The organism is Streptomyces sp. NBC_00554 (genome assembly GCF_041431135.1).
Taxonomy (GTDB): domain Bacteria; phylum Actinomycetota; class Actinomycetes; order Streptomycetales; family Streptomycetaceae; genus Streptomyces.
Genome location: NZ_CP107799.1, coordinates 7,867,954 through 7,888,410, shown reverse-complemented (window position 1 = coordinate 7,888,410; position 20,457 = coordinate 7,867,954). Strand labels below are relative to the sequence as shown.

14 protein-coding genes and 1 pseudogene are annotated in these 20,457 nt (G+C 69.4%); 9 read left to right on the top strand and 6 right to left on the bottom strand.

Features of this window, described 5'->3' with window-relative positions; all coding sequences use genetic code 11:
* Positions 1-6 precede the first annotated feature (6 nt).
* From OG266_RS34745 to cobC, 3 genes are read left to right on the top strand one after another with little or no spacing between them, the layout of a single operon-like run.
* On the top strand, positions 7-609 hold the full coding sequence (locus OG266_RS34745) for a precorrin-8X methylmutase (RefSeq protein WP_371553068.1): 603 nt from the start codon (positions 7-9) through the stop codon (positions 607-609).
* On the top strand, positions 606-1,544 hold the full coding sequence (locus tag OG266_RS34740; protein WP_371550567.1) for a sirohydrochlorin chelatase: 939 nt from the start codon (positions 606-608) through the stop codon (positions 1,542-1,544). The genes OG266_RS34745 and OG266_RS34740 overlap by 4 nt, the downstream gene beginning before the upstream one ends.
* On the top strand, positions 1,522-2,613 hold the full coding sequence (gene cobC, locus OG266_RS34735; RefSeq protein ID WP_266466155.1) for an Rv2231c family pyridoxal phosphate-dependent protein CobC: 1,092 nt from the start codon (positions 1,522-1,524) through the stop codon (positions 2,611-2,613). The genes OG266_RS34740 and cobC overlap by 23 nt, the downstream gene beginning before the upstream one ends.
* A 213-nt stretch (positions 2,614-2,826) precedes the next feature.
* Here cobC and OG266_RS34730 read toward each other — a convergent pair whose 3' ends face one another.
* Entirely contained in the window at positions 2,827-3,729 is a 903-nt protein-coding gene (locus OG266_RS34730) for an SCO1860 family LAETG-anchored protein (protein ID WP_371550565.1), read from the bottom strand.
* A gap of 382 nt (positions 3,730-4,111) precedes the next feature.
* Between OG266_RS34730 and OG266_RS34725 the strand changes: the two genes are divergently transcribed.
* Positions 4,112-11,068: a polymorphic toxin-type HINT domain-containing protein gene (locus OG266_RS34725; protein ID WP_371550562.1), complete on the top strand. Its 6,957-nt coding sequence runs from the start codon at positions 4,112-4,114 to the stop codon at positions 11,066-11,068.
* Positions 11,069-11,147: 79 nt separating this feature from the next.
* On the opposite strand, the gene OG266_RS34720 is transcribed toward OG266_RS34725, so the two are convergent.
* The 5 genes from OG266_RS34720 to OG266_RS34700 all read right to left on the bottom strand — a co-directional run bounded on the left by OG266_RS34720 (position 11,148) and on the right by OG266_RS34700 (position 15,479).
* Complete coding sequence (locus OG266_RS34720) at positions 11,148-11,807, bottom strand: hypothetical protein (protein ID WP_371550561.1); 660 nt, start codon at positions 11,805-11,807, stop codon at positions 11,148-11,150.
* 70 nt (positions 11,808-11,877) lie between these two features.
* Positions 11,878-12,969 (bottom strand): amidohydrolase family protein, encoded by a 1,092-nt coding sequence (locus OG266_RS34715; protein WP_371550559.1) that lies wholly within the window; start codon positions 12,967-12,969, stop codon positions 11,878-11,880.
* A 10-nt stretch (positions 12,970-12,979) separates the two neighbouring features.
* A complete protein-coding gene (locus OG266_RS34710; protein WP_371550557.1) occupies positions 12,980-13,810 on the bottom strand; it encodes an amino acid ABC transporter ATP-binding protein in 831 nt (276 codons plus the stop codon).
* Entirely contained in the window at positions 13,807-14,640 is an 834-nt protein-coding gene (locus OG266_RS34705; protein ID WP_266466140.1) for an amino acid ABC transporter permease, read from the bottom strand. The genes OG266_RS34710 and OG266_RS34705 overlap by 4 nt, the downstream gene beginning before the upstream one ends.
* On the bottom strand, positions 14,637-15,479 hold the full coding sequence (locus OG266_RS34700; protein WP_371550555.1) for an ABC transporter substrate-binding protein: 843 nt from the start codon (positions 15,477-15,479) through the stop codon (positions 14,637-14,639). Before OG266_RS34700 ends, OG266_RS34705 begins: the two co-directional genes overlap by 4 nt.
* A 193-nt stretch (positions 15,480-15,672) precedes the next feature.
* Here OG266_RS34700 and OG266_RS34695 point away from each other — a divergent pair, with 193 nt between their 5' ends.
* The 5 genes and pseudogenes from OG266_RS34695 (at position 15,673) to thpD (ending at position 20,426) form a co-directional block, all read left to right on the top strand.
* Complete coding sequence (locus OG266_RS34695; protein ID WP_371553066.1) at positions 15,673-16,773, top strand: alanine--glyoxylate aminotransferase family protein; 1,101 nt, start codon at positions 15,673-15,675, stop codon at positions 16,771-16,773.
* A gap of 416 nt (positions 16,774-17,189) precedes the next feature.
* Entirely contained in the window at positions 17,190-17,729 is a 540-nt protein-coding gene (gene ectA / locus OG266_RS34690; protein WP_371550553.1) for a diaminobutyrate acetyltransferase, read from the top strand.
* Positions 17,730-17,804: 75 nt separating this feature from the next.
* Positions 17,805-19,076: a diaminobutyrate--2-oxoglutarate transaminase gene (gene ectB / locus OG266_RS34685; RefSeq protein WP_266466131.1), complete on the top strand. Its 1,272-nt coding sequence runs from the start codon at positions 17,805-17,807 to the stop codon at positions 19,074-19,076.
* A gap of 52 nt (positions 19,077-19,128) precedes the next feature.
* Complete coding sequence (locus tag OG266_RS34680) at positions 19,129-19,533, top strand: ectoine synthase (protein WP_266466127.1); 405 nt, start codon at positions 19,129-19,131, stop codon at positions 19,531-19,533.
* Between the two features lie 5 nt (positions 19,534-19,538).
* Positions 19,539-20,426, top strand: a pseudogene (gene thpD, locus OG266_RS34675) (ectoine hydroxylase).
* Positions 20,427-20,457 lie beyond the last annotated feature (31 nt).

Sequence of the window (20,457 nt, the reverse complement as noted above, 5' to 3'; positions counted from 1 at the left end):
ACCGGGGTGACACGTGTGGTGCACCCCATCGAGCAGGAGTCCTTCCGGCGGCTGCGCACGCGCCTGGACACCTCGCACTTCCCGCCGCTGACGCGGGCGGTCGTGGAACGGGTCATCCACTCCGCGGCCGACCTCGACTACGCGGCGGACCTCGTCACCGACGAACACGCCCTGGAGCGGGCGCATGCCGCGCTGCACGCCGGTGCGCCCGTCGTCGTCGACGTCGAGATGGTCGCGGCGGGCATCACCCGCCGCGACACCGTCTGCCGGCTCAAGGACGCCAAGTCCGGTCCGGGGCTGACCCGTTCGGCGCACGCGATCCGGCTCGCGTACGAGGACGTCGGGCCCGGCGCCCTCTGGGTGATCGGCTGTGCGCCGACCGCTCTGGAGGAACTGCTGACCCTGAACGCCGACCCGGCGCTCGTCATCGGTCTGCCCGTCGGTTTCGTCGGCGCGGCCGAGTCCAAGGCCGCGTTGCGCGAGAGCGGGCTGCCCTCGGTCAGCAACGTGTCCGAGAAGGGCGGCTCCGCGGTCGCCGCGGCGGCGCTCAACGCCCTCCTGTACCACCCCGTTTCCAAGGCTTTCGAGCCCTCTAAGGAGAAATCGTGACCACCCCGTCCCCCGCCCTGCTGATCGCCGGACACGGCACCCGGGATGAGGCCGGAGCCGAGGCCTTCCGTGACTTCGTACGGGAGTTGGGGCGCCGGCACCCCGAACTGCCCGTCGCGGGCGGGTTCATCGAGCTGTCCCCACCGCCGCTGGGTGACGCCGTGGCCGAACTGGTCGAGCAGGGGGTACGGCGTTTCGCCGCCGTTCCGCTGATGCTGGTGTCCGCCGGGCACGCCAAGGGGGACATCCCGGCGGCGCTGGCCCGTGAGAAGGAACGGCACCCCGGGATCTCGTACACCTACGGGCGTCCGCTGGGCCCGCACCCGGCGCTCCTCGCCGTCCTCGAGCGGCGCCTCGACGAGGCCCTCGGCTCCACTTCCCGTGCGCCCGAGGACCGGGCCGATGTGACCGTCCTGCTGGTGGGGCGCGGTTCCACCGACCCGGACGCCAACGCCGAGGTGCTCAAGGCGGCGCGGCTGCTGTGGGAGGGCCGGGGTTACGCGGGCGTCGAGACGGCGTTCGTGTCGCTGGCCGCGCCCGACGTGCCGTCCGGGCTCGACCGCTGCGTGAAGCTGGGCGCGCGCCGGATCGTCGTACTCCCCTACTTCCTCTTCACCGGCATCCTGCCCGAGCGGGTGCGCCAGCAGACCGAGGGCTGGGCGGCCGCGCATCCGGAGGTCGAGGTGCGTTCCGCCGATGTCATCGGTCCCGAGCCGGAGTTGCTCGACCTGGTCATGGAGCGTTACCGCGAGGCCGTGCGGGGCGACCTGCGGATGAACTGCGACTCCTGCGTCTACCGCATCGCCCTGCCCGGCTTCGAGGACAAGGTCGGTCTGCCCCAGCAACCGCACTTCCACCCCGACGACGACGGTGACCACCAACACGGACACCACGGACACCACCATGGCGGCCATGCACACTCCCACGCACACTGAGGGCGCGTCCGACGGCGACGCACACGATCTGCGGCACCACGGGGACGCCGAGGTGCGCGACGACGGTTCGGCGCTCGTCGATCTCGCCGTGAACGTCCGCGCCGACACGCCCCCCGAGTGGCTGCGCGAGCGGATCGCCGCCTCGCTGACCGGGCTCGCGGCCTACCCCGACGGGCGGGAGGCGCGGGCCGCGGTGGCTGCGCGGCACGGACTGCCCGTCGAGCGGGTGCTGCTCACCGCAGGTGCCGCCGAGGCCTTTGTGCTGCTCGCGCGCGCCCTGAAGGTGCGCCGGCCCGTGGTCGTGCATCCGCAGTTCACCGAGCCCGAGGCGGCGCTTCGGGACGCCGGGCACTCCGTCGACCGTGTCCTGCTCCGCGCGGAGGACGGGTTCCGGCTCGACCCTGCGGCCGTTCCCGAGGACGCGGATCTCGTCGTGATCGGGAACCCGACCAATCCGACGTCCGTACTGCATCCGGCTCGCCTGATCGCCGAACTCGCCCGGCCCTGGCGGACGTTGGTCGTCGACGAGGCGTTCATGGACGCCGTGCCGGATGAGCGGGAGGCGCTTGCCGGGCGGACGGATGTGCCCGGGCTCGTGGTGTTGCGCAGCCTCACCAAGACGTGGGGGCTGGCCGGGCTGCGGATCGGCTACGTCCTCGCCGCCCCCGAGACGATCGTCGAGCTGGAGCGCGCCCAGCCGTTGTGGCCGGTGTCCACGCCCGCGCTTGCTGCGGCCTCGGCGTGTGTGTCCTCCCGGGCGCTCGCGGAGGCCGCCCACGCTGCCCACCGGGTTGCGGCGGATCGGGCCCATCTGGTGGCTGGGCTCAAGGAGTTCGAGGTGGACGGGTTGTGGGTGGTGGAGCCTGCGGAGGGGCCGTTCGTGCTGGTGCGGATTCGTGGGGCTGCCCTTGTGCGGCGTCAGTTGCGGGGGCTCGGGTTCGCCGTGCGGCGGGGGGACACGTTTCCCGGGCTGGGCGAGGAGTGGATCCGGCTGGCGGTTCGGGACCGGGTGACTGTGAATGGGTTTCTGCTGGCGCTGGATCGGGCGGTGACGGTGGTTGGGGGTTGAGGTGGGTGGGTTTTCGCCCCCTCCGCCCCTTCCCATTCCCGTCACTTGGGGGCTCCGCCCCCAAACCCCCGCTCCTCAAACGCCGGAGGGGCTAAACATCTTTAGCCCGTCCGGCGTTTGAGGACGAGGCCGTCCAGGCCGACAGCGGGGGTCTGGGGGCGGCAGCCCCCAGGAACGGGACGGGTAGGGGCGGAGGGGGCGAAAAACCCTCCCTCACCCCCGACTACGCCGCCCCAAAGCCACCGCTCCCCCACCCACCGCAAGCAACACAACCGCCCCACCCACCACATACGGCGTCATCGCCCCACCTCCCGTCTCCGCAAGCCCCGCCTCCGCAGGCGCCCCCTGCGGCTTCACGTCCGCCACCGGGGCGTCGTCGGACGACACGACCGGCGCCTCACACGTCGCCCCCGCCAGAGTCACCGTCCCCTCCACCTCGGCCACATTCAGCTTCAACGGGTTGATGGACACCTTGAGTTCGAGCGCGGACGCGGCCGCCGTACGGGACGTGGTCGACGTCTTGGAGAGGTCGAGGCGAACCGAGCCGACCCCGGGTACCTCCACCACGGTCGGCCCGCCGGCGGACAGCGTCACCTTCTTGCCGAGGACAGTGACCCCGCCCAGCAGATTCGACGTGGCCACGGGCTTCTCGCCCGCCTCACAGGTCGCCCGGGACGCGACCGACTCGACCTCGATGAGGGAGAGCAGCGGAAGCCCGGGAACATGGACCTTCGCATGGGCGAGGTTCGTGTACCCCTCGGCCTTTTGAGCGGACACCGTCGCCTTCGCGGCAGCGACCTCCGCACCGAGCACACTGAACGGCTGCCCGCCGTCGACGCCCTCCAACTGGGCGGTGAGCGCGGTCTTTTCGGAGCTCTGCGGCGCCCGCACCTCGTTGAGGGAGACGGCGAGCGGAACGTTCACCGTCCTGTTGAGCAGGGACACGTCGAGCCCGGTGCGCAGCACGACGGCGCTCGCGCTGCCCTGCTCGCCGGTGTCGTCGGTCGCGTGCGCGGACCCCGCGCCGGCGAGCGCGGCGGGACCTGCGGCCAGAGCCGTTGCGGCGGCGACGGTGGCGAACCTGCGTGCGGGCATGCGGAAGTTGTTGCCGTTCAAGGTGGGGGACCCCTCGTAAGAGACATGCTTGGGACCCGGTCAGGATTACGCACAGCGAGTGAACCGTGAGCGATCCTGCGTGACTTCACTCCAACGTGGCTTTTTGGTGCGTGCATTCGAATCCCCAGGCACGGATGTTCCACGACGCCACCCCCACACCCCCATATCGAGCGGCGCGCCGTTCACCACCCAGCGCGCGGGGTGAAAGTGCTCAACGAGACGGCGAGCTGACACGTCACGCCCCGTCAACATCGTTCACAGTCCGGAACTCACCTTTCCATTTTGCATGCCCTTGACAAGCTTTTGGAGAAGCCTGATAGGACAGGTGCGCTTGGCGATTCCTGTGCGTCCGCTGTGCCCACGGGGACAAGGAGCCCACCACATGGCAACCTCAGACCGCACCCACATCCGCTTCGCCCCCTTCCTCCACCGACCCTTACGCCGCTCCGGCCTCCGCACCGCCGTGATCGGCGTCGTGGCCTCGGCGATGATCGTGGCCGCCGCTCCGGCGGCTCCCTCGGTCCAGGACAAGGCGAGACCCACCGCCGTTTCCGGCCCCGACACCAGCGATCCACGCGACGGCTGGCGTCCCAACAGTGAACGCGGCGACGACAGGAACGAGGACCCGCTCAAGGGCGAACAGCCCGCCGGTATCGCCCTCGACCGCACCCGGGGCGCCGGCTCCGCCCGCCCGGCAGTCGCGGGCGAGGCCGACGGCGTACGGATCGAGGAACCCCGCACGGCGCACGCCACCGGTGCCGACCTCGTCTGGACTCCGTACCAGGGCAAGGACCTTCTGGAGTACGAGGTCCACCGCTCCACCACGAAGGACTTCAAGCCGACCGCCGAGACGCTTCTCGCCCCGGTCGACCGCGACACCCGGACCTTCGCCGACCGTTCCGCCTCCCCCGCGCCGGTCGGCGACGAGGGCAGGACGTACCACTACCTCGTCGCCGTGCACACAAAGGGCGGAGAGCTGCTGACCAGCCCGGTCCGCGCGGTTGAGCTGCCTGCCGTCGGGCAGGTCGCCCAGGGCGGGAAACTGCTCGCCGCGCCCGAGGCCGAGACCTACTTCCTGCCGTACACGCCGGCGCGGGTCGTCCCGGGCGAGACCTCCACCGTCGAGGCGACGCTCACCAACACCACCGGCACGGTGTGGAAGAAGGGCGAGCGCGTCCTGTCGTACCGCTGGACGCTGGACGGCAAGGACGTCACCAGCCTCCTCAACAAGGACGCCACCCCGCTCCCCCAGGACGTCCCGCCGGGCGGCTCCGTCACCTTCGACGCGCAGCTCAAGGCGCCGGTCCTCATCGACCCGCTCGACAAGCGGCTGACCTTCGGCCTGGAGTGGGACCTGCGGGAGAAGGCCACCGGCAAGTGGCTCTCCGAGACCGACGGGGTACCGCCGTCCAAGCACCAGGTGACCGCCGAGTACCCGACCTCCGACCAGCTCGGTCTCGAGGACTTCTACTCCTACGCGGGCAAGAACACCGGCGCGGGCTCCGCCCTGATGAGCAACCTCTACGCGGGGAACGCGGTCTGGTCGTACAACGCCTTCTCGAACCCGTCCCTGGGCTTCTCGACCTTCCTGAGGCTCTCCTACAACTCGCAGGACGCCTCCTCCACCCCGGCCGGACCCGGCTGGTCCCTCCAGGCGTCCTCGCCCGTCCGGCTCGGCACCCCGCTGGACTTCCACCCCTCCGCGCTGCTGCCGGCCCGCATCACGATGACCGACGGCGACGGCACCAGCCATGTCTTCAGCAAGAACAAGAAGGGTGAGTGGGACTCCCCGTCCGGGGTCCACTTCAAGGTCAGGCAGCTGGAGAAGAGCTGTCTGCTGCACCCGCACGAGCGGGAGGCCTGGGAGTTCCTGCGCCCGGACCGCACCCGGTTCCTCTTCGACTGCCAGGGCTATCCGAGCGCCATGGTGGACAAGAACGGCAACCGGATGGAGTTCACCTACGAGCAGCGGCTGCTCGGCCAGAAGCTGCTGAAGTACGTCACCGACGCCGAGGGCCGGCGCACTCTCACCGTCGACTACTGGGAGAAGGGCGAGCCGTACTCGTACCTCGACAAGGACGGCGAGCTGCGCACCGGTGACCATCTCCTCAACCCGTTCATCATCGACAAGGTCCGTTCCGTCACCGACATCTCGGGGCGGCGGGTCGACTTCACGTTCACCGAGAAGGGGCTGCTCGGGCGGCTGACGGACGGTGCCGGCGCGAACGACAAGCTGCGCAAGGAGTTCGGGTTCACCTACGGCAAGGAGCTCGACCACCCGGGCATCAAGCTGGTCCAGGTCACCGACCCGCTCGGTCACGCCACCGACCTCGACTACATCGGCCCGCACGACGACAAGGACCAGCTGCCCTACCTGGGGTACACCAAGTCGATCAAGGACCGCCTTGGCGGTCTGACCGGCTACCGCTACGCGGACCCGGACGGCCATGACGGCAAGGCGGCGCAGACCGTCGTCACCGACGCCGAGGGCAATCCGAGCACGCAGCTCCTGGACAGCTACGGGCGGCCGGTGAAGCTCACCAACGCCAAACGGCAGACCACCAGGCTCGCCTGGGACGCGGACAACAACGTCACGCGCCTGGAGGAGAACAACGGCGCCGCCCGCACCTGGAAGTACGACCCCAAGACCGGCTATCCGCTGGAGGTCAGGGACGCCGAGGCGGTCAAGAACGACCGGCCCGCCGCCACCCTCACGTACGCCACCGGGGAAAACGGCTACATCGCCGACCTGACCCAGCGGGTCTCCCCCGAGGGCCGAATCTGGCGCTTCGGCCATGACGCCGTGGGCAATCCGACCTCGGTCACCGACCCCAAGGGCGTCACGACCGAGCCCGAGGGCGACTACACCTCGACGAGCACCTACGACGCGCGGGGCCGGCTCACCGCGGCCACCGACGCCAACGAGCACACCACCCGGTTCGAGGACTACGACCCGTCCGGCTATCCGCGCACCATCGTCGACGCGCTCGGCAACCGGACGCGGACGACGTACGACGTGCGCGGCAACGTGACCGAGCTGGAGGAGGCCAACGGGGCGACGACGACGCAGACGTACGACCTGTTCGGGCGTCCGCTGGAGAACCGGATCCCCAAGGACCAGGAGGCGGGCGACTTCCTCGTCACGCCGGCGCCGGTGTACGACAGGAACGACAACACCGTCGAGTTCACCTCGCCCAACGGCGCGTCGAGCACCAGCCGTTTCGACGCCGCCGACCAGCAGGTCGAGCTGGTGCAGCCCGGCGACGAAGCCGGCGACCCGCTGCGGCGGACGACGTACACGTTCGACAAGGTCGGCAACCAGCTGACGTCGACGCAGCCGAAGGGCACGCTGACCGAGGACCCCGACGACTACACCACGAAGATCACCTACAACGAGATCTACCAGCGGATCGCGACCGAGGACGCGGCCGGTCACCGTGCCACCGCCGCGTACGACGGTGTCGGCGATCTGGTCGAGGTCGTTGACGCGCGCAAGGCCGAGAGCCAGGATCCGGACGACTACACCAGCCGGTTCCGCTACGACCTCGACCACCGGCTCCTTGAGACGACGGACGCGACCGGCAACTCGACGACGAGCAGCTACGACTGGGACGGGCTGACCACCGCCACCACGGACGCCGACGGCAACCGCGCCGAGTTGGTCCTCGACGCCCGCGCCGCCCTGGTCGAGGCGCGCACCCCGCACGAGAAGAACGGTGCCGACACCGTCTTCCGCACCACCCGCTTCGAGTACGACGAGGCGGGCAACCAGACCCGGGTCATCACCCCGCGCGGCGTCGAGACGGGCGGGGACCCCGAGGACTTCGCCGCCGAGACCGTCTACGACGAACTGAACCGGGTCAAGGAGACCCTCACCCCCTACGACCCGGACGACGAGCGCTACAACAAGCCCGACCGGACGACCTACCAGTACGACAAGGTCGGTCGGCCGGTGAAGGTCAGCGCCCCGCCGTCGGAGGGCCAGTCCGTCCGCAACGAGACGCGGTACAGCTACTTCGACACCGGCTGGATCCGGACGTCCACCGACGCCTTCGACATCAAGAGCACCTACGAGTACAACGAACTCGGCCAGCAGATCCAGAACACCCTGACCAGCGCGGGCGGTTCGGTCTCCCGGACCCTCAACTCCTCCTTCTATCCGAGCGGCGCGCTGAAGTCCCGGTCGGACAACGGCGTCCCGGTCGGTCTCCAGGTCGCGCTCGTCGACAACTCCGACGTCAACAACACGGCGACACAGGGGACTTGGGACGAGGTCACCGCCGAGGGCTCGTACGGCTTCAACGCGCAGACCCATGCCGCGGGGTCCGGCGAGTCCCGGTTCGTGTGGCAGCTGAACATCCCGCAGAACGGCGACTACACGGTCTACGTCCGCAACCCGAAGGTCGAGGGCGCGGCGAAGGACGCCACGTACGAGATCAAGCACAAGGACGGAACCGAGGAGAAGACCCTCGACCAGACCGAACTCCCGGGTGAATGGCGGTCGCTGGGCAAGTACGCCTTCGAGGAGAACGCCGGCCAGGCCGTCACCCTGACGGACAAGGCGACCGGTGTCGTCGTCGCGGACGCGGTGCGGCTGGTCCGCGACAACTCCGCGGACACCGACAACGAGAACAAGGACTTCTCCTACCGCTACGACGCCAATGGCAACCAGACCGAGATCACCGACCGCAGCCCGGGCGTCGAGGTCGACCGCTACACCCTCGGCTACGACGGGATCAACCAGCTCACCAAGGTCGTCGAGCACGACGGGGACACCGTCCGCAACACCGCCGAGCTGACCTACGACGCCAACGGCAACACGCTCACCACCACGCACGACCTGACCTGGAGCAAGCTGGAGTACGACGCCCTGGACCGGGTGGAGCGGATCACCAACGCCGCCTCGCCGACGGCCGGGGACCAGCAGGTGACCGGCCTGGAGTACACCTCCCGCGGTGAACTCGCCGAGGAGACCAAGCCCAACGGCAATGTCCTCACCGTCGACTACTACCTCGACGGGGCGACGAAGCGAACGAGCGAGAAGAAGTCCGACGGCACGGTCGTCGCCGAGCACGCGCTGACCTACAACGCCAACGGTCACAAGCTCGAGGACGTCCTCAAGGTGATGGACGCCGACGACCACGGCGACACCGTCGACAACACCTACGCGTACGGCTACGACCCGCAGGACCGCATCGCCAAGGTGACGAAGACCGGCGACGACGAGGCGACTGAGGAGTACCGGCACGACGCCGCCGGCAATGTGATCCGGCAGACCGTCGACGACACCACGACCACCCACCGCTACGACCGCAACCGGCTCCTCACCTCCACCGAGGACGGCGCCTCCTCGACGTACAACTACGACCCGCTCGGCCGTCTCGACACCGTCTCCTTCGGCGGCGAGACCATCCAGAAGTACCGCTACGACGGCTTCGACCGGCCCGCCTCGATCACCGCGGGCAGCGGCGACGCGGCGAAGACGACCCGGATGACGTACGACGCCTTCGACCGCACCGTCAAGGAGTCCCAGGGCAGCGGCGACGACGCGAAGACCACCCTCTTCACGTATCTCGGGATCACCTCCCTGTCCCTGCGGGAGGAAGTGACCGACGAGTCCGTGACGTCCTTCCAGTACGCCTCCTGGGGCCAGAAACTCACCCAGATCAAGGACGAGGAGGACAAGGACCCCGAGACCACCCAGTACGCCTACCACCCCCACGGTGACGTCGAGGCGCTCACCGACAAGGACGGCAACACCAAGGCGACGTACGGCTACACCGCCTACGGCAAGAACGACAACGCCCAGTTCACCGGCGCCGACAAGCCCGGGTCGGGCGGCGAGGAGCCGTACAACTCCTACCGGTTCAACGGCAAGCGCTTCGACTCCACCTCCGGCACCTACGACATGGGCTTCCGGACCTACGACCCCGGCCTGAACCGGTTCCTGACCCGGGACATGTACGGCGGCGCGCTCGCCGACATGGGCCTGACGACCGACCCGTTCACCGGCAACCGGTACGCCTTCGCGGGCGGCAACCCGGTCTCGTTCGTCGAGATCGACGGCCACCTGTTCGGGATGTCGTGGTCGGACATCGGTCACCTGGCGCTCGACGTCGTCGGCCTGATCCCGGCCGTCGGTGAGATCGCCGACCTCGCCAACTGCGGCTGGTACGCGGCCGAGGGCAACTATGTGGACGCTGGCCTGTCCTGCGCCTCGGCGATCCCGTTCGCGGGGTACGGGGCCTCGGCGGCCAAGGCGGTCAAGTACGGCGACGAGGTGATCGACGCCGTCGATGCCGCCAACGACGTCCGCCGTACGGCCGACAACGCCCTGCCGCCTGCCGGCGCCGCTCCCCCGGCGGGCGCCGCCCCGCCCGCGAACGCGGCTCCGCCGGCCAACGCGGCGCCGGCTCCGGCTCCGGCGAATCCGGTGCCCGCCCCGGCCCCGCCGAAGGTTCCGGAGCAGCCGCCCAGCAGCGGTGCGAGCTGCAAGGTCCGCAACAGCTTCACCCCGGGCACCCAGGTCCTGATGGCCGACGGCACCACCAAGGCGATCGAGGACATCCTGGTCGGAGACCGGGTCGCGGCCTCCGACGTCGAGACCGACGACACCCGGTCCCGTGCGGTGACCGCCACCATCACCGGCAAGGGCGCCAAGCAGCTCGTCACGCTCACCGTCGACACCGACGGCCGTGCCGGGGACGCCACGTCGACGATCACGGCCACGGACGGCCACCCGTTCTGGCTGCCCGACGTGGGCCGTTGGGTGGATGCCGGCGACCTGAAACCCGGGCAGTGGCTGAGCACAGGCAGCGGGAGCTGGATCCAGATCACGGCCGTCGACCCCTGGTCGGCGAAGGCGACCGTCCACAACCTCACGGTCGCCGGGGTCCACACGTACTACGTGGTGGCCGGGGGCAGTCCGGTCCTCGTACACAACGGCTGCGGTCCGGACGATCTCGAAGAGGGACTGCAGCAGGCGGCCGACGCGGCGAACCAGTTCGCGAACCCCGGGGGCATGACCGGAGCCCTGCACCTGCCGGGCTGGAACGGTCCGATCCCGGTGTCCTCGGGCAGTCGCAACCTCAGCCCGTCCTATGCGGGCAATCTTCCGCCCGGGGCGACCGGCCAGAACTTCCACCACCTGGAAGCGCAGGCGGCGGGCGCGATGCGGGCCCAAGGTGCCACCGAGGCCCGGCTGTTCATCAGCGGCAACTACGTCTGCGGAGGATGCACGGCCGCCCTGCCCACCATGTTGCCGTCGGGCGCGACGCTGACGGTGATCTTCCGGGACGCGGGGGGTGCGATCCGTCAACTGCCCTTCCTGGGGCGTTGACCATCTGACGCATCCCGCTCCGCCCTCATCGGCCCCGGCAGCCTCGTGTTGCCGGGGCCGATGGCCTGCCTGACGGCGGTCAGGGGAACGGCTTGATCCAAGGGATGTCAGTCATGTCGTCCAGGTAGGCCAGACGCTCGGGCTCCGTGGTGGCCACGCGCACCTCCGCGTATCCCGGCCTGTTCTCCCAGGGGCTTCCGGGGGCCATCGCGGGCCCCGTCGCGGCGACCAGGGTGTCGCTCATGAAGATCCGGCCACCGGGTCGGGGCGAACCCCAGCCGCCGAACGCGATGCATGTCATCGGCGCGAGGACGGAGTCGAGCCGGTGCTCCTCCACCTGGGCGCACTCCCGCCACGAACTGCCCGTGTACGTGGCCTCGTACAGGACGCTGTGCGTCAGGAGTTCCGGGAGGCTCTCCGCGCACCGCTGCCACGGCTCGTAGAGCTCGGCTTCGTGGACCACGTCCGGCTCGGCAGTGTCGAACGCCCACCGCCAGTCGCCGGTTGCGTCCTCCATGAAGACGGCCGTGCTGTCCTCGCCCGCCTTCACCTGTTCCGGCGCGATCATCCGGTTCACCGTCATGAGCGGGGTCGACCACCGGGACGCGAGCCTGTGCCACTCCTTGAGGGGGGCCGGCAGCCAGTCGCAGGTGGTGGGGAGCGTCCCGGACGGGCCGTCGGGAGGGCCGTACCAGCGCTCCAGGAATTCGGGCACGTCGATGGTTGCCGGATCGATCATCTCCGCCAGCGCTCCCTCGTTGAAGGCAAGTGACTCTCTCTGTACCGGGATCCCGGGGATCCCATGGCGCCTAACCCACGACCCGCCCGTTCAGCACGATCCGCCGCGGGGCGGCCAGCACGCGTACGTCCGCCCGCGGATCCCTTTCGTACACCACGAGGTCCGCCGGTGCCCCCTCGTCGAGGCCCGGCCGTCCCAGCCACCGACGCGCCCCCCATGTCGTGGCCGACAGCGCCTCGACGGGCGGGATGCCGGCGGTGACGAGTTCGGCGACCTCGCCCGCGACAAGACCGTGGGCGAGCGAGCCGCCCGCGTCGGTGCCGACGTACACGGGGATCCCGGCGTCGTAGGCGGCGCGCACGGTGTCGTAGCGACGTTCGTGCAACTGGCGCATGTGCGCGGACCATTGGGGGAACTTCCCGTCGCCGCCGGCCGCGAGCTGCGGGAAGGTCGCGATGTTCACCAGCGTGGGGACGATCGCGACGCCGCGTGCGGCGAAGAGCGGGATGGTGTCCTCGGTCAGGCCCGTCGCGTGCTCCACGCAGTCGATGCCGGCCTCGACCAGGTCCCGCAGGGAGTCCTCGGCGAAGCAGTGCGCGGTGACGCGGGCGCCGAGGCGGTGTGCCTCGGCGATCGCGGCCTCGACGGCGTCCCGGGGCCAGCAGGCGCTCAGGTCGCCGGTGCCGCGGTCGATCCAGTCGCCCACGAGTTTGACCCAGCCGTCGCCGCGCCGGGCCTCCTGGGCGACGTACGCGACGAGGTCCTCCGGCTCGATCTCGTGCGCGAAGTTCCTGATGTAGCGGCGGGTTCGGGCGATGTGGCGGCCCGCGCGGATGATCTTCGGGAGGTCTGCGCGGTCGTCGATCCAGCGGGTGTCGGAGGGCGAGCCCGCGTCCCTCAGCAGCAGGGTGCCGGCCTCGCGGTCGGTCAGCGCCTGCTTCTCGGCGACGTCGGCGTCGACGGGGCCGTGCAGGCCGAGCCCTACGTGGCAGTGCGCGTCGACGAGGCCGGGCAGGGCCCAGCCCTCGACGGTGCGGATGTCACGGACGCCGGCAGGGCGCTCGTACGAGATCCTCCCGCCGACGACCCAGAGTTCGTCCCGGACGTCCTCGGGCCCGACGAGGACCCGTCCCCTCACGTGCAGCACGGTGCGATCGCTCATGGACTGCACCCTAATTGGGGCCGTGGTCCCCCTTGCCCACCCGGTCCGAGACCTCTTCCTCCACGTCCGCCATCGCGGGGTCAAGCAGGCGTGACAGGAAGTGGCGCGTCCGCTCGTGGCTCGGGTTGCCGATGACCTGTGCGGGGGCGCCCTCCTCGACGATCACGCCGCCGTCCATGAAGACGACGCGGTCGGCGACCTCGCGCGCGAAGGTCATCTCGTGGGTGACGACCATCATCGTCATGCCCTCGTTGGCGAGCATCCGCATGACCGCGAGTACGTCGCCGACGAGTTCGGGGTCGAGCGCCGAGGTCGGCTCGTCGAAGAGCATCACCTCGGGGCCCATGGCCAGGGCCCGGGCGATCGCGACGCGCTGCTGCTGGCCGCCGGAGAGGGAGGAGGGGTACGCGTCGGCCTTCTCGGAGAGGCCCACGCGCCGCAGGTTCTCCGCGGCGATCTTCGCGGCCTCGGCCTTGTCCCGCTTCAGCACCCGGCGCTGCGGCAGCGTGAGGTTGTCGGTCACCGACAGGTGCGGGAAGAGGTTGAACTGCTGGAAGACCATGCCGATACGGCGGCGTACGGCATCGATGTCGACGTCGGGGTGCGTGACCTCCGTACCGCCGACGAAGACCTCGCCCTTGGTGGGCTCCTCGAGGAGGTTCACGCAGCGCAGCAGCGTGGACTTGCCGGAGCCGGACGGGCCGATGACGCAGACGACCTCACCCGAGCCGATCTCCAGGTCGATGCCGCGCAGCACCTCGTTGTCCCCGAAGGACTTGTGCAGGCCCTTGACCTGGATCTCTGGTGTCCGACGGATCTCTGATGGCTGGGACGTGCTCACTTGGTGGCCTCCCCGGCCTTCGTCTCGAGGCGGCGCACGACGAAGCCGAGCGGGATCGTGACCAGCAGATAGCACAGGCCCGCGACCAGGATCGGCGTGGAGTTGGCGGTCTGGCTCGCCAGGTCGCGCCCGAACTTGGTGAGTTCGCGCTCCTCCAGAGTGACACCGAGGAACAGCACCAGCGAGGAGTCCTTGAAGAGGAGGACGAGTTCGTTGGTGAGCGGCGGGATCACGATGCGGAAGGCCTGCGGGATGATGATCGAGACCATGGCCCGGGTGTGCGAGAAGCCCAGCGAACGGGCCGCCTCCATCTGCCCCTTGGGCACGGCCTGGATGCCCGCGCGGATCGTCTCGGCCATGTAGGCGGCCGAGACCAGGCCGAGGGCCAGCGCCACCTTGCCGTAGGTGCCGCCGGGGATCTCCGTGCCCGGGAACGCGAGCGGTACCGCGACGCCCACGAACACGAAGATGAGCAGGGCGGGCAGGCCCCGGAAGATCTCGATGTAGATGCCGGCGACCCAGCGGTAGGGGCCCACCGGAGACAGCCGCATCAGGGCGACGACCATGCCGAGCACCAGGCCGAAGACGAACCCGGACATGGTGTAGAGCACGGTGTTCTTCAGCGCCATCGTGATGACGTCCGGGAACATCTGCGTGACCAGGTCCCACTGCGCGAACTGGTTCTTCAGCCGCCCCCAGTCGGCCGTGGCCGCGAAGGCGACCACGGCCGCGACGAACACGACGTACTGGACACCGCGTGACAGCGCACGCTTCTGACGCCGGGTCAGACCGCTTTTGCGTGGCTGGAGTTGTGCGTCGGCTCCACTCATGAGGCGGACGGGGAGGCGGAGGCCGCGGCGGCGTCGTACGGGCCGATCCACTTCTCGTACAGCGTCTCGTACGTGCCGTCGGCCTTCGCGTCCGCGATCGCCTTGTTGATGGCGTCGACGAGCGCGGTGTTGCCCTTCTTCACCGAGAAGCCGTACTGCTCACCGGTGTTGATGTTGTCGGCGACCTCGAAGGCGTCCGCGTTGGCCTTGTCCTTCAGCCAGCCCTGGACGACCGGGTAGTCGATGATGACGGCCTGGACCTGGCCGGTGCGCAGCCCGTTGAGGAGGGCGTCGGAGGACTCGAAGGAGACGGGGTCGAGGCCGTGGCTCGTGGCGTAGTCCTCGCCGGTCGTCTGGGCCTGGGTGCCGACCTTCTTGCCCTTGAGGTCGGCGAAGGAGGTGATGCCGCTCTTCTTGTCGGCCAGGACGGCCTGCGTCGCCTCGAAGTACGGGTCCGAGAAGTCGACGTTCTTCTTGCGCTCGTCGGTGATCGTCATGCCGGCCGCGGCGAGGTCGCACTCGCCGGAGTTGAGGAACGCGCCGGTCTTGAAGTTCTCGAAGGGCGTGTCGATGAACTCCTGCTTCACGCCCAGGTCCTTGGCGACCAGGTCGATCAGCGAGACGTCGAAGCCCTGCACCTTGCCGTCGATCTCCGACTGGAAGGGCGGGTACGGGAGGTGAGTGCAGGTGGTGATCTGATCCGCCTTGACGAGCTTGACGCCCTTGACGGTGGTCGAGCCTCCGCCGTCGTCCGAGGAGCAGCCGGCCACGAGCAGCAGCCCGGCCGTCGCGGTGGTGGCGGCCAGAAAGCGGGTTCGGCGTCCGAGGACCGAGTTCACGGAGACCTCCTGTGGGGGGACTGAGGGTTCTGATTATAAGGAAAGGTTTGACTCACTCAAATCAATCCGATGGTCACCGCGCCGTCCGGCCTCAGAAGTCGCCGGTCCAAACCGGTGCGGTGTCGCCGGTTACGCTCTGATCCATTGCCCCCCATGGGCCTCGTTAGACCCCGTGAGCGAAGAGAGCACCGTCGTGACCCACCCCTTCCTGGACCTGGCCCCGCTCAGCGCGGCGCACTTCGCGTCGATCGAGGACCGGGTGGCGCGGCTGCTCTCCACCGAGCAGGACGTCGTGATCATGCAGGGCGAGGCGCTGCTGCCGCTGGAGGGGGCCATCCGTGGCACGGCCGGGCCGGGCACGACCGCGCTCAATGTGATCACCGGCCCCTACGGGCAGACCTTCGGGGACTGGCTGCGGGACTGCGGCGCGACGGTGATCGACCTGGCGGTGCCCTTCCATACGGCTGTCACCGCCGCGCAGGTGCGGGAGGCGTTCGCCGAGCATCCCTCGATCGACTTCGTGTCGCTGGTGCACGCGGAGGCGGCGACGGGGAACACCAACCCGGTCGCGGAGATCGGTGAGGTCGTACGGGAGCACGGGGCGCTCTTCTACCTCGACGCCGTCGCGTCGATCGGGGCCGAGCCGGTGCTGCCGGACGCGTGGGGTGTCGACCTGTGCGTGATCGGGGCGCAGAAGGCGATGGGCGGGCCCGCCGGGGTGTCGGCCGTGTCGGTGAGCGAGCGGGCGTGGGCGCGGATGGCCGCCAATCCCGCGGCTCCGCGCCGGTCGTACCTCTCGCTCCTCGACTGGAAGCAGCGGTGGGTCGACGGGGGCCGGAAGGCGCTGCTGCACGCGCCCGCGCAGCTGGAGATGCTGGCGCTCGAGGCGTGTGTCGAGCGGATCGAGGGCGAGGGGCTCGACGCGGTGATGGCGCGGCACGCTTCGGCCGCGGCGGCCACGCGCGCCGGGGCGCTCGCCCTGGGCGGGGGGCTTGAGCCGTATGTGTACGAGGCGGTGGACGCGGCGCCCGTCGCCACGACGTTGCGGGCGCCGTCGGGGGTCGACGCGTCCGGGCTTGTGGCCAAGGCGCTGGCCGCGGATCCGGTGTTGCCGTTGGTCGCGGGTGGGGGTGCGCTCGCAAAGTCGATGATCCGGGTGAACCACTATGGGCCCGATGCGACTCGGGGGGTTGTGCACTCCAGCCTTGCGGCGCTGGGCGCTGCGCTGGCTGAGGCGGGGCTGGCTGTTGACCTTGAGGGGGCTCGGCGGGCTGTGGCGGGGGCGTGGGGGTGAGCGGTGGGGTTTTTCGCCCCCTCCGCCCCTTCCCGTCCCGTCCCTGGGGGCTGCGCCCCCAGACCCCCTTATCGCGCTTCGCGCTCGTCCTCAAACGCCGGACGGGCTAAATTCGTCTCGCTTATCCTGCTATTAATTCTGCGCAGCTTCCCATATTCTCCTGCCCGCTTTTTTCGTGCGTAAACGCTAAGATTTCGCGAACGCCAACCTCGTAATTCGGGCACATCTCGTGGTGATTACGTGGCTGTGACGCACTCCACAGGACGTCCGGTTCCTGTTGAATTTTCCGGGTAAAGCGGGATCAAACGGAGCCGACTCGTGCGGCTGCACGCGCCCGCGTGATAACACTCGGGCGCCTCGTGCGTAACCCCGTGGGTCAATGCAATTTCGAATTTCCCTCGCTAAGTTCAATCCGCATGACCGCCGCACACGCAGACCCGCAAGCGGAATTCCTGGAAATGCCGGAGGGCCTTCGGATCGACCGTCCGGAGGTGGCCGACGGGGCCGCACTCTGGCGTATCGCCAAGGACTCCCGAACCCTCGACCTGAACTCCTCGTACAGCTATCTGCTGTGGTGCCGTGACTTCGCCGGTACGTCGGCGGTGGCGCGGGACACGGACGGCGCGACCGTCGGTTTCGTCACCGGGTACGTGCGGCCCGAGCGGCCGGGCACGCTGCTCGTGTGGCAGGTGGCCGTCGACGCCGCCCACCGCGGGCGCGGTCTCGCCGGGGCGCTGCTCGACGGGCTGACCGCGCGGGTCGCCGGGGAGCAGCGGATCACCGCCGTCGAGACCACCATCACGCCGGGCAACACCGCCTCCGAGCGGCTCTTCACCTCGTACGCCGCACGTCACGGTGCGGGCGTCGAGCGTGAAGTGCTGTTCCAGGCAGGGCAGTTCCCGGACGGTTCGCACGACCCCGAGGTGCTGTACCGCATCGGGCCCTTGTCGCTCTGAACCCCACACGGCTCGAACCCCGGCCCCACACGGCTTCGACCCCCCACGACTTCGTCTCCCAGGAGGAGATCCGCTGTGACCATCACCCAGCCCGACCTGAGCGTCTTCGAGACCCTGGAGTCGGAGGTGCGGAGCTACTGCCGCAGCTGGCCCACCGTCTTCGACCGAGCGCAGGGCAGCCGGATGTACGACGAGGACGGCCATGAGTACCTGGACTTCTTCGCGGGCGCCGGATCACTCAACTACGGGCACAACAACCCCGTACTCAAACGGGCGTTGATCGACTATCTGGAACGGGACGGTGTCACCCACGGTCTCGACATGTCGACGACCGCCAAGCGCGCGTTCCTGGAGTCCTTCCAGAAGGTCGTGCTGCAGCCGCGCGATCTGCCGTACAAGGTCATGTTCCCGGGGCCGACGGGCACCAACGCCGTCGAGTCCGCGCTGAAGCTGGCGCGCAAGGTGAAGGGGCGCGAAGCGATCGTGTCCTTCACCAACGCCTTCCACGGGATGTCGCTGGGCTCGCTCGCCGTGACCGGCAACGCCTTCAAGCGGGCCGGCGCCGGCGTCCCGCTGGTGCACGGCACCCCGATGCCCTTCGACAACTACTTCGACGGCCAGGTCCCGGACTTCCTCTGGTTCGAGCGGCTCCTGGAGGACCAGGGCTCCGGGCTCAACAAACCCGCCGCCGTGATCGTGGAGACGGTGCAGGGCGAGGGCGGCATCAACGTCGCGCGGCCCGAGTGGCTGCGGGCCCTCGCCGCGCTGTGCGAGCGCCAGGACATGCTGCTGATCGTCGACGACATCCAGATGGGCTGCGGGCGTACGGGCGCGTTCTTCTCCTTCGAGGAGGCGGGGATCGTGCCCGACATCGTCACCGTGTCCAAGTCCATCTCCGGGTACGGACTGCCCATGTCCCTGTGCCTGTTCAAGCCCGAGCTGGACATCTGGGAGCCGGGCGAGCACAACGGCACCTTCCGCGGCAACAACCCGGCGTTCGTCACGGCCGCCGCCGCCCTGGAGGCGTACTGGGCCGACGGTTCCGCCATGGAGAAGCAGACCCGCGCCCGCGGCGAGCAGGTCGAGCAGGGGCTGATCTCCATCACCGAGGAGAACCTCGCCGACGTCAAGGAGTACCGCGGGCGGGGCCTCGTCTGGGGCATCGAGTTCAAGGACAAGGAGCGCGCGGGCCGCATCGCGCAGCGCGCCTTCGAACTCGGGCTGCTCATCGAGACCTCGGGCCCCGAGGGCGAGGTCGTCAAGCTGCTTCCGGCGCTGACGATCACGCCGGAGGAGCTGGACGAGGGGCTGCGCACCCTCGCCCGCGCCGTACGCGAAACCGTCTGAGAAGGCACGAGAAAACACGCGAGAGCACCCGAGAGAGAGGGAGCGCACCACCGTGATAGTCCGTTCGTTCAAGGACATCGAAGGCACCGACCGGCATGTGAAGGCGGCATCCGGGACCTGGGAGAGCAAGCGCATCGTCCTCGCCAAGGAGAAGGTCGGCTTCTCCCTCCACGAGACGACGCTGTACGCGGGTACCGAGACGTCGATGTGGTACGCGAACCACATCGAGGCCGTGCTCTGCGTCGAGGGCGAGGCCGAACTCACCAACGACGAGACCGGCGAGACGCACTGGATCGCGCCGGGGACGATGTACCTCCTGAACGGCCACGAGCGTCACACGATGCGTCCCAAGACCGACTTCCGGTGTGTCTGCGTCTTCAACCCGCCCGTCACCGGACGGGAGGACCACGACGAGAACGGCGTCTACCCCCTGCTGACCGAATCCGAGGAGGTCTGAATCCCATGACCACGCTCACCGATCTCTACCCGAGCCGCGCCGCCGTCGAGGTGTCCGCGCCCCGCCGGGACCCGGTCGTCTGGGGCGCCCCCGGCACTCCGGGCCCGATCGCGGTGTCCGAGCTCCAGGCGTACGAGCGCGACGGCTTCCTCCCTGTCGAGGAGCTCATCGACGAGGACGAAGTCGTCGTCTACCGGCAGGAGTTGGAGCGGATCGTCACCGATCCCGCGATCCGCGCCGACGAGCGGTCCATCGTCGAGCCGAAGTCGCAGGAGATCCGGTCCGTCTTCGAGGTGCACCGGATCAGCGAGGTCTTCGCCCGCCTGGTGCGCGACGAGCGGGTCGTCGGCCGGGCCCGGCAGATCCTCGGCTCCGACGTGTACGTCCACCAGTCGCGGATCAACGTCAAGCCCGGCTTCGGGGCGAGCGGCTTCTACTGGCACTCGGACTTCGAGACCTGGCACGCCTAGGACGGTCTGCCGAACATGCGGACCGTGTCCGTGTCGATCGCGCTGACCGAGAACTACGACACCAACGGCGGCCTCATGATCATGCCGGGGTCGCACAAGACCTTCCTCGGGTGTGCGGGGGCCACGCCGAAGGACAACTACAAGCAGTCGCTCCAGATGCAGGACGCGGGCACGCCCTCCGACGAGGCCCTCACCCGCTTCGCCACCCGGCACGGCATCAAACTCTTCACGGGCAGGGCCGGTTCGGCGACCTGGTTCGACTGCAACTGCATGCACGGCTCGGGGGACAACATCACCCCGTTCCCGCGCAGCAACGTCTTCATCGTGTTCAACAGCGTGGAGAACGCGGCGGCGGAGCCGTTCGCGGCGCCGGTGCGGCGGCCCGAGTTCATCGGGGCGCGGGACTTCACGCCGGTGAAGTGAGCCACTGGTGAGGTGAGCCGCCGGTGAGGTG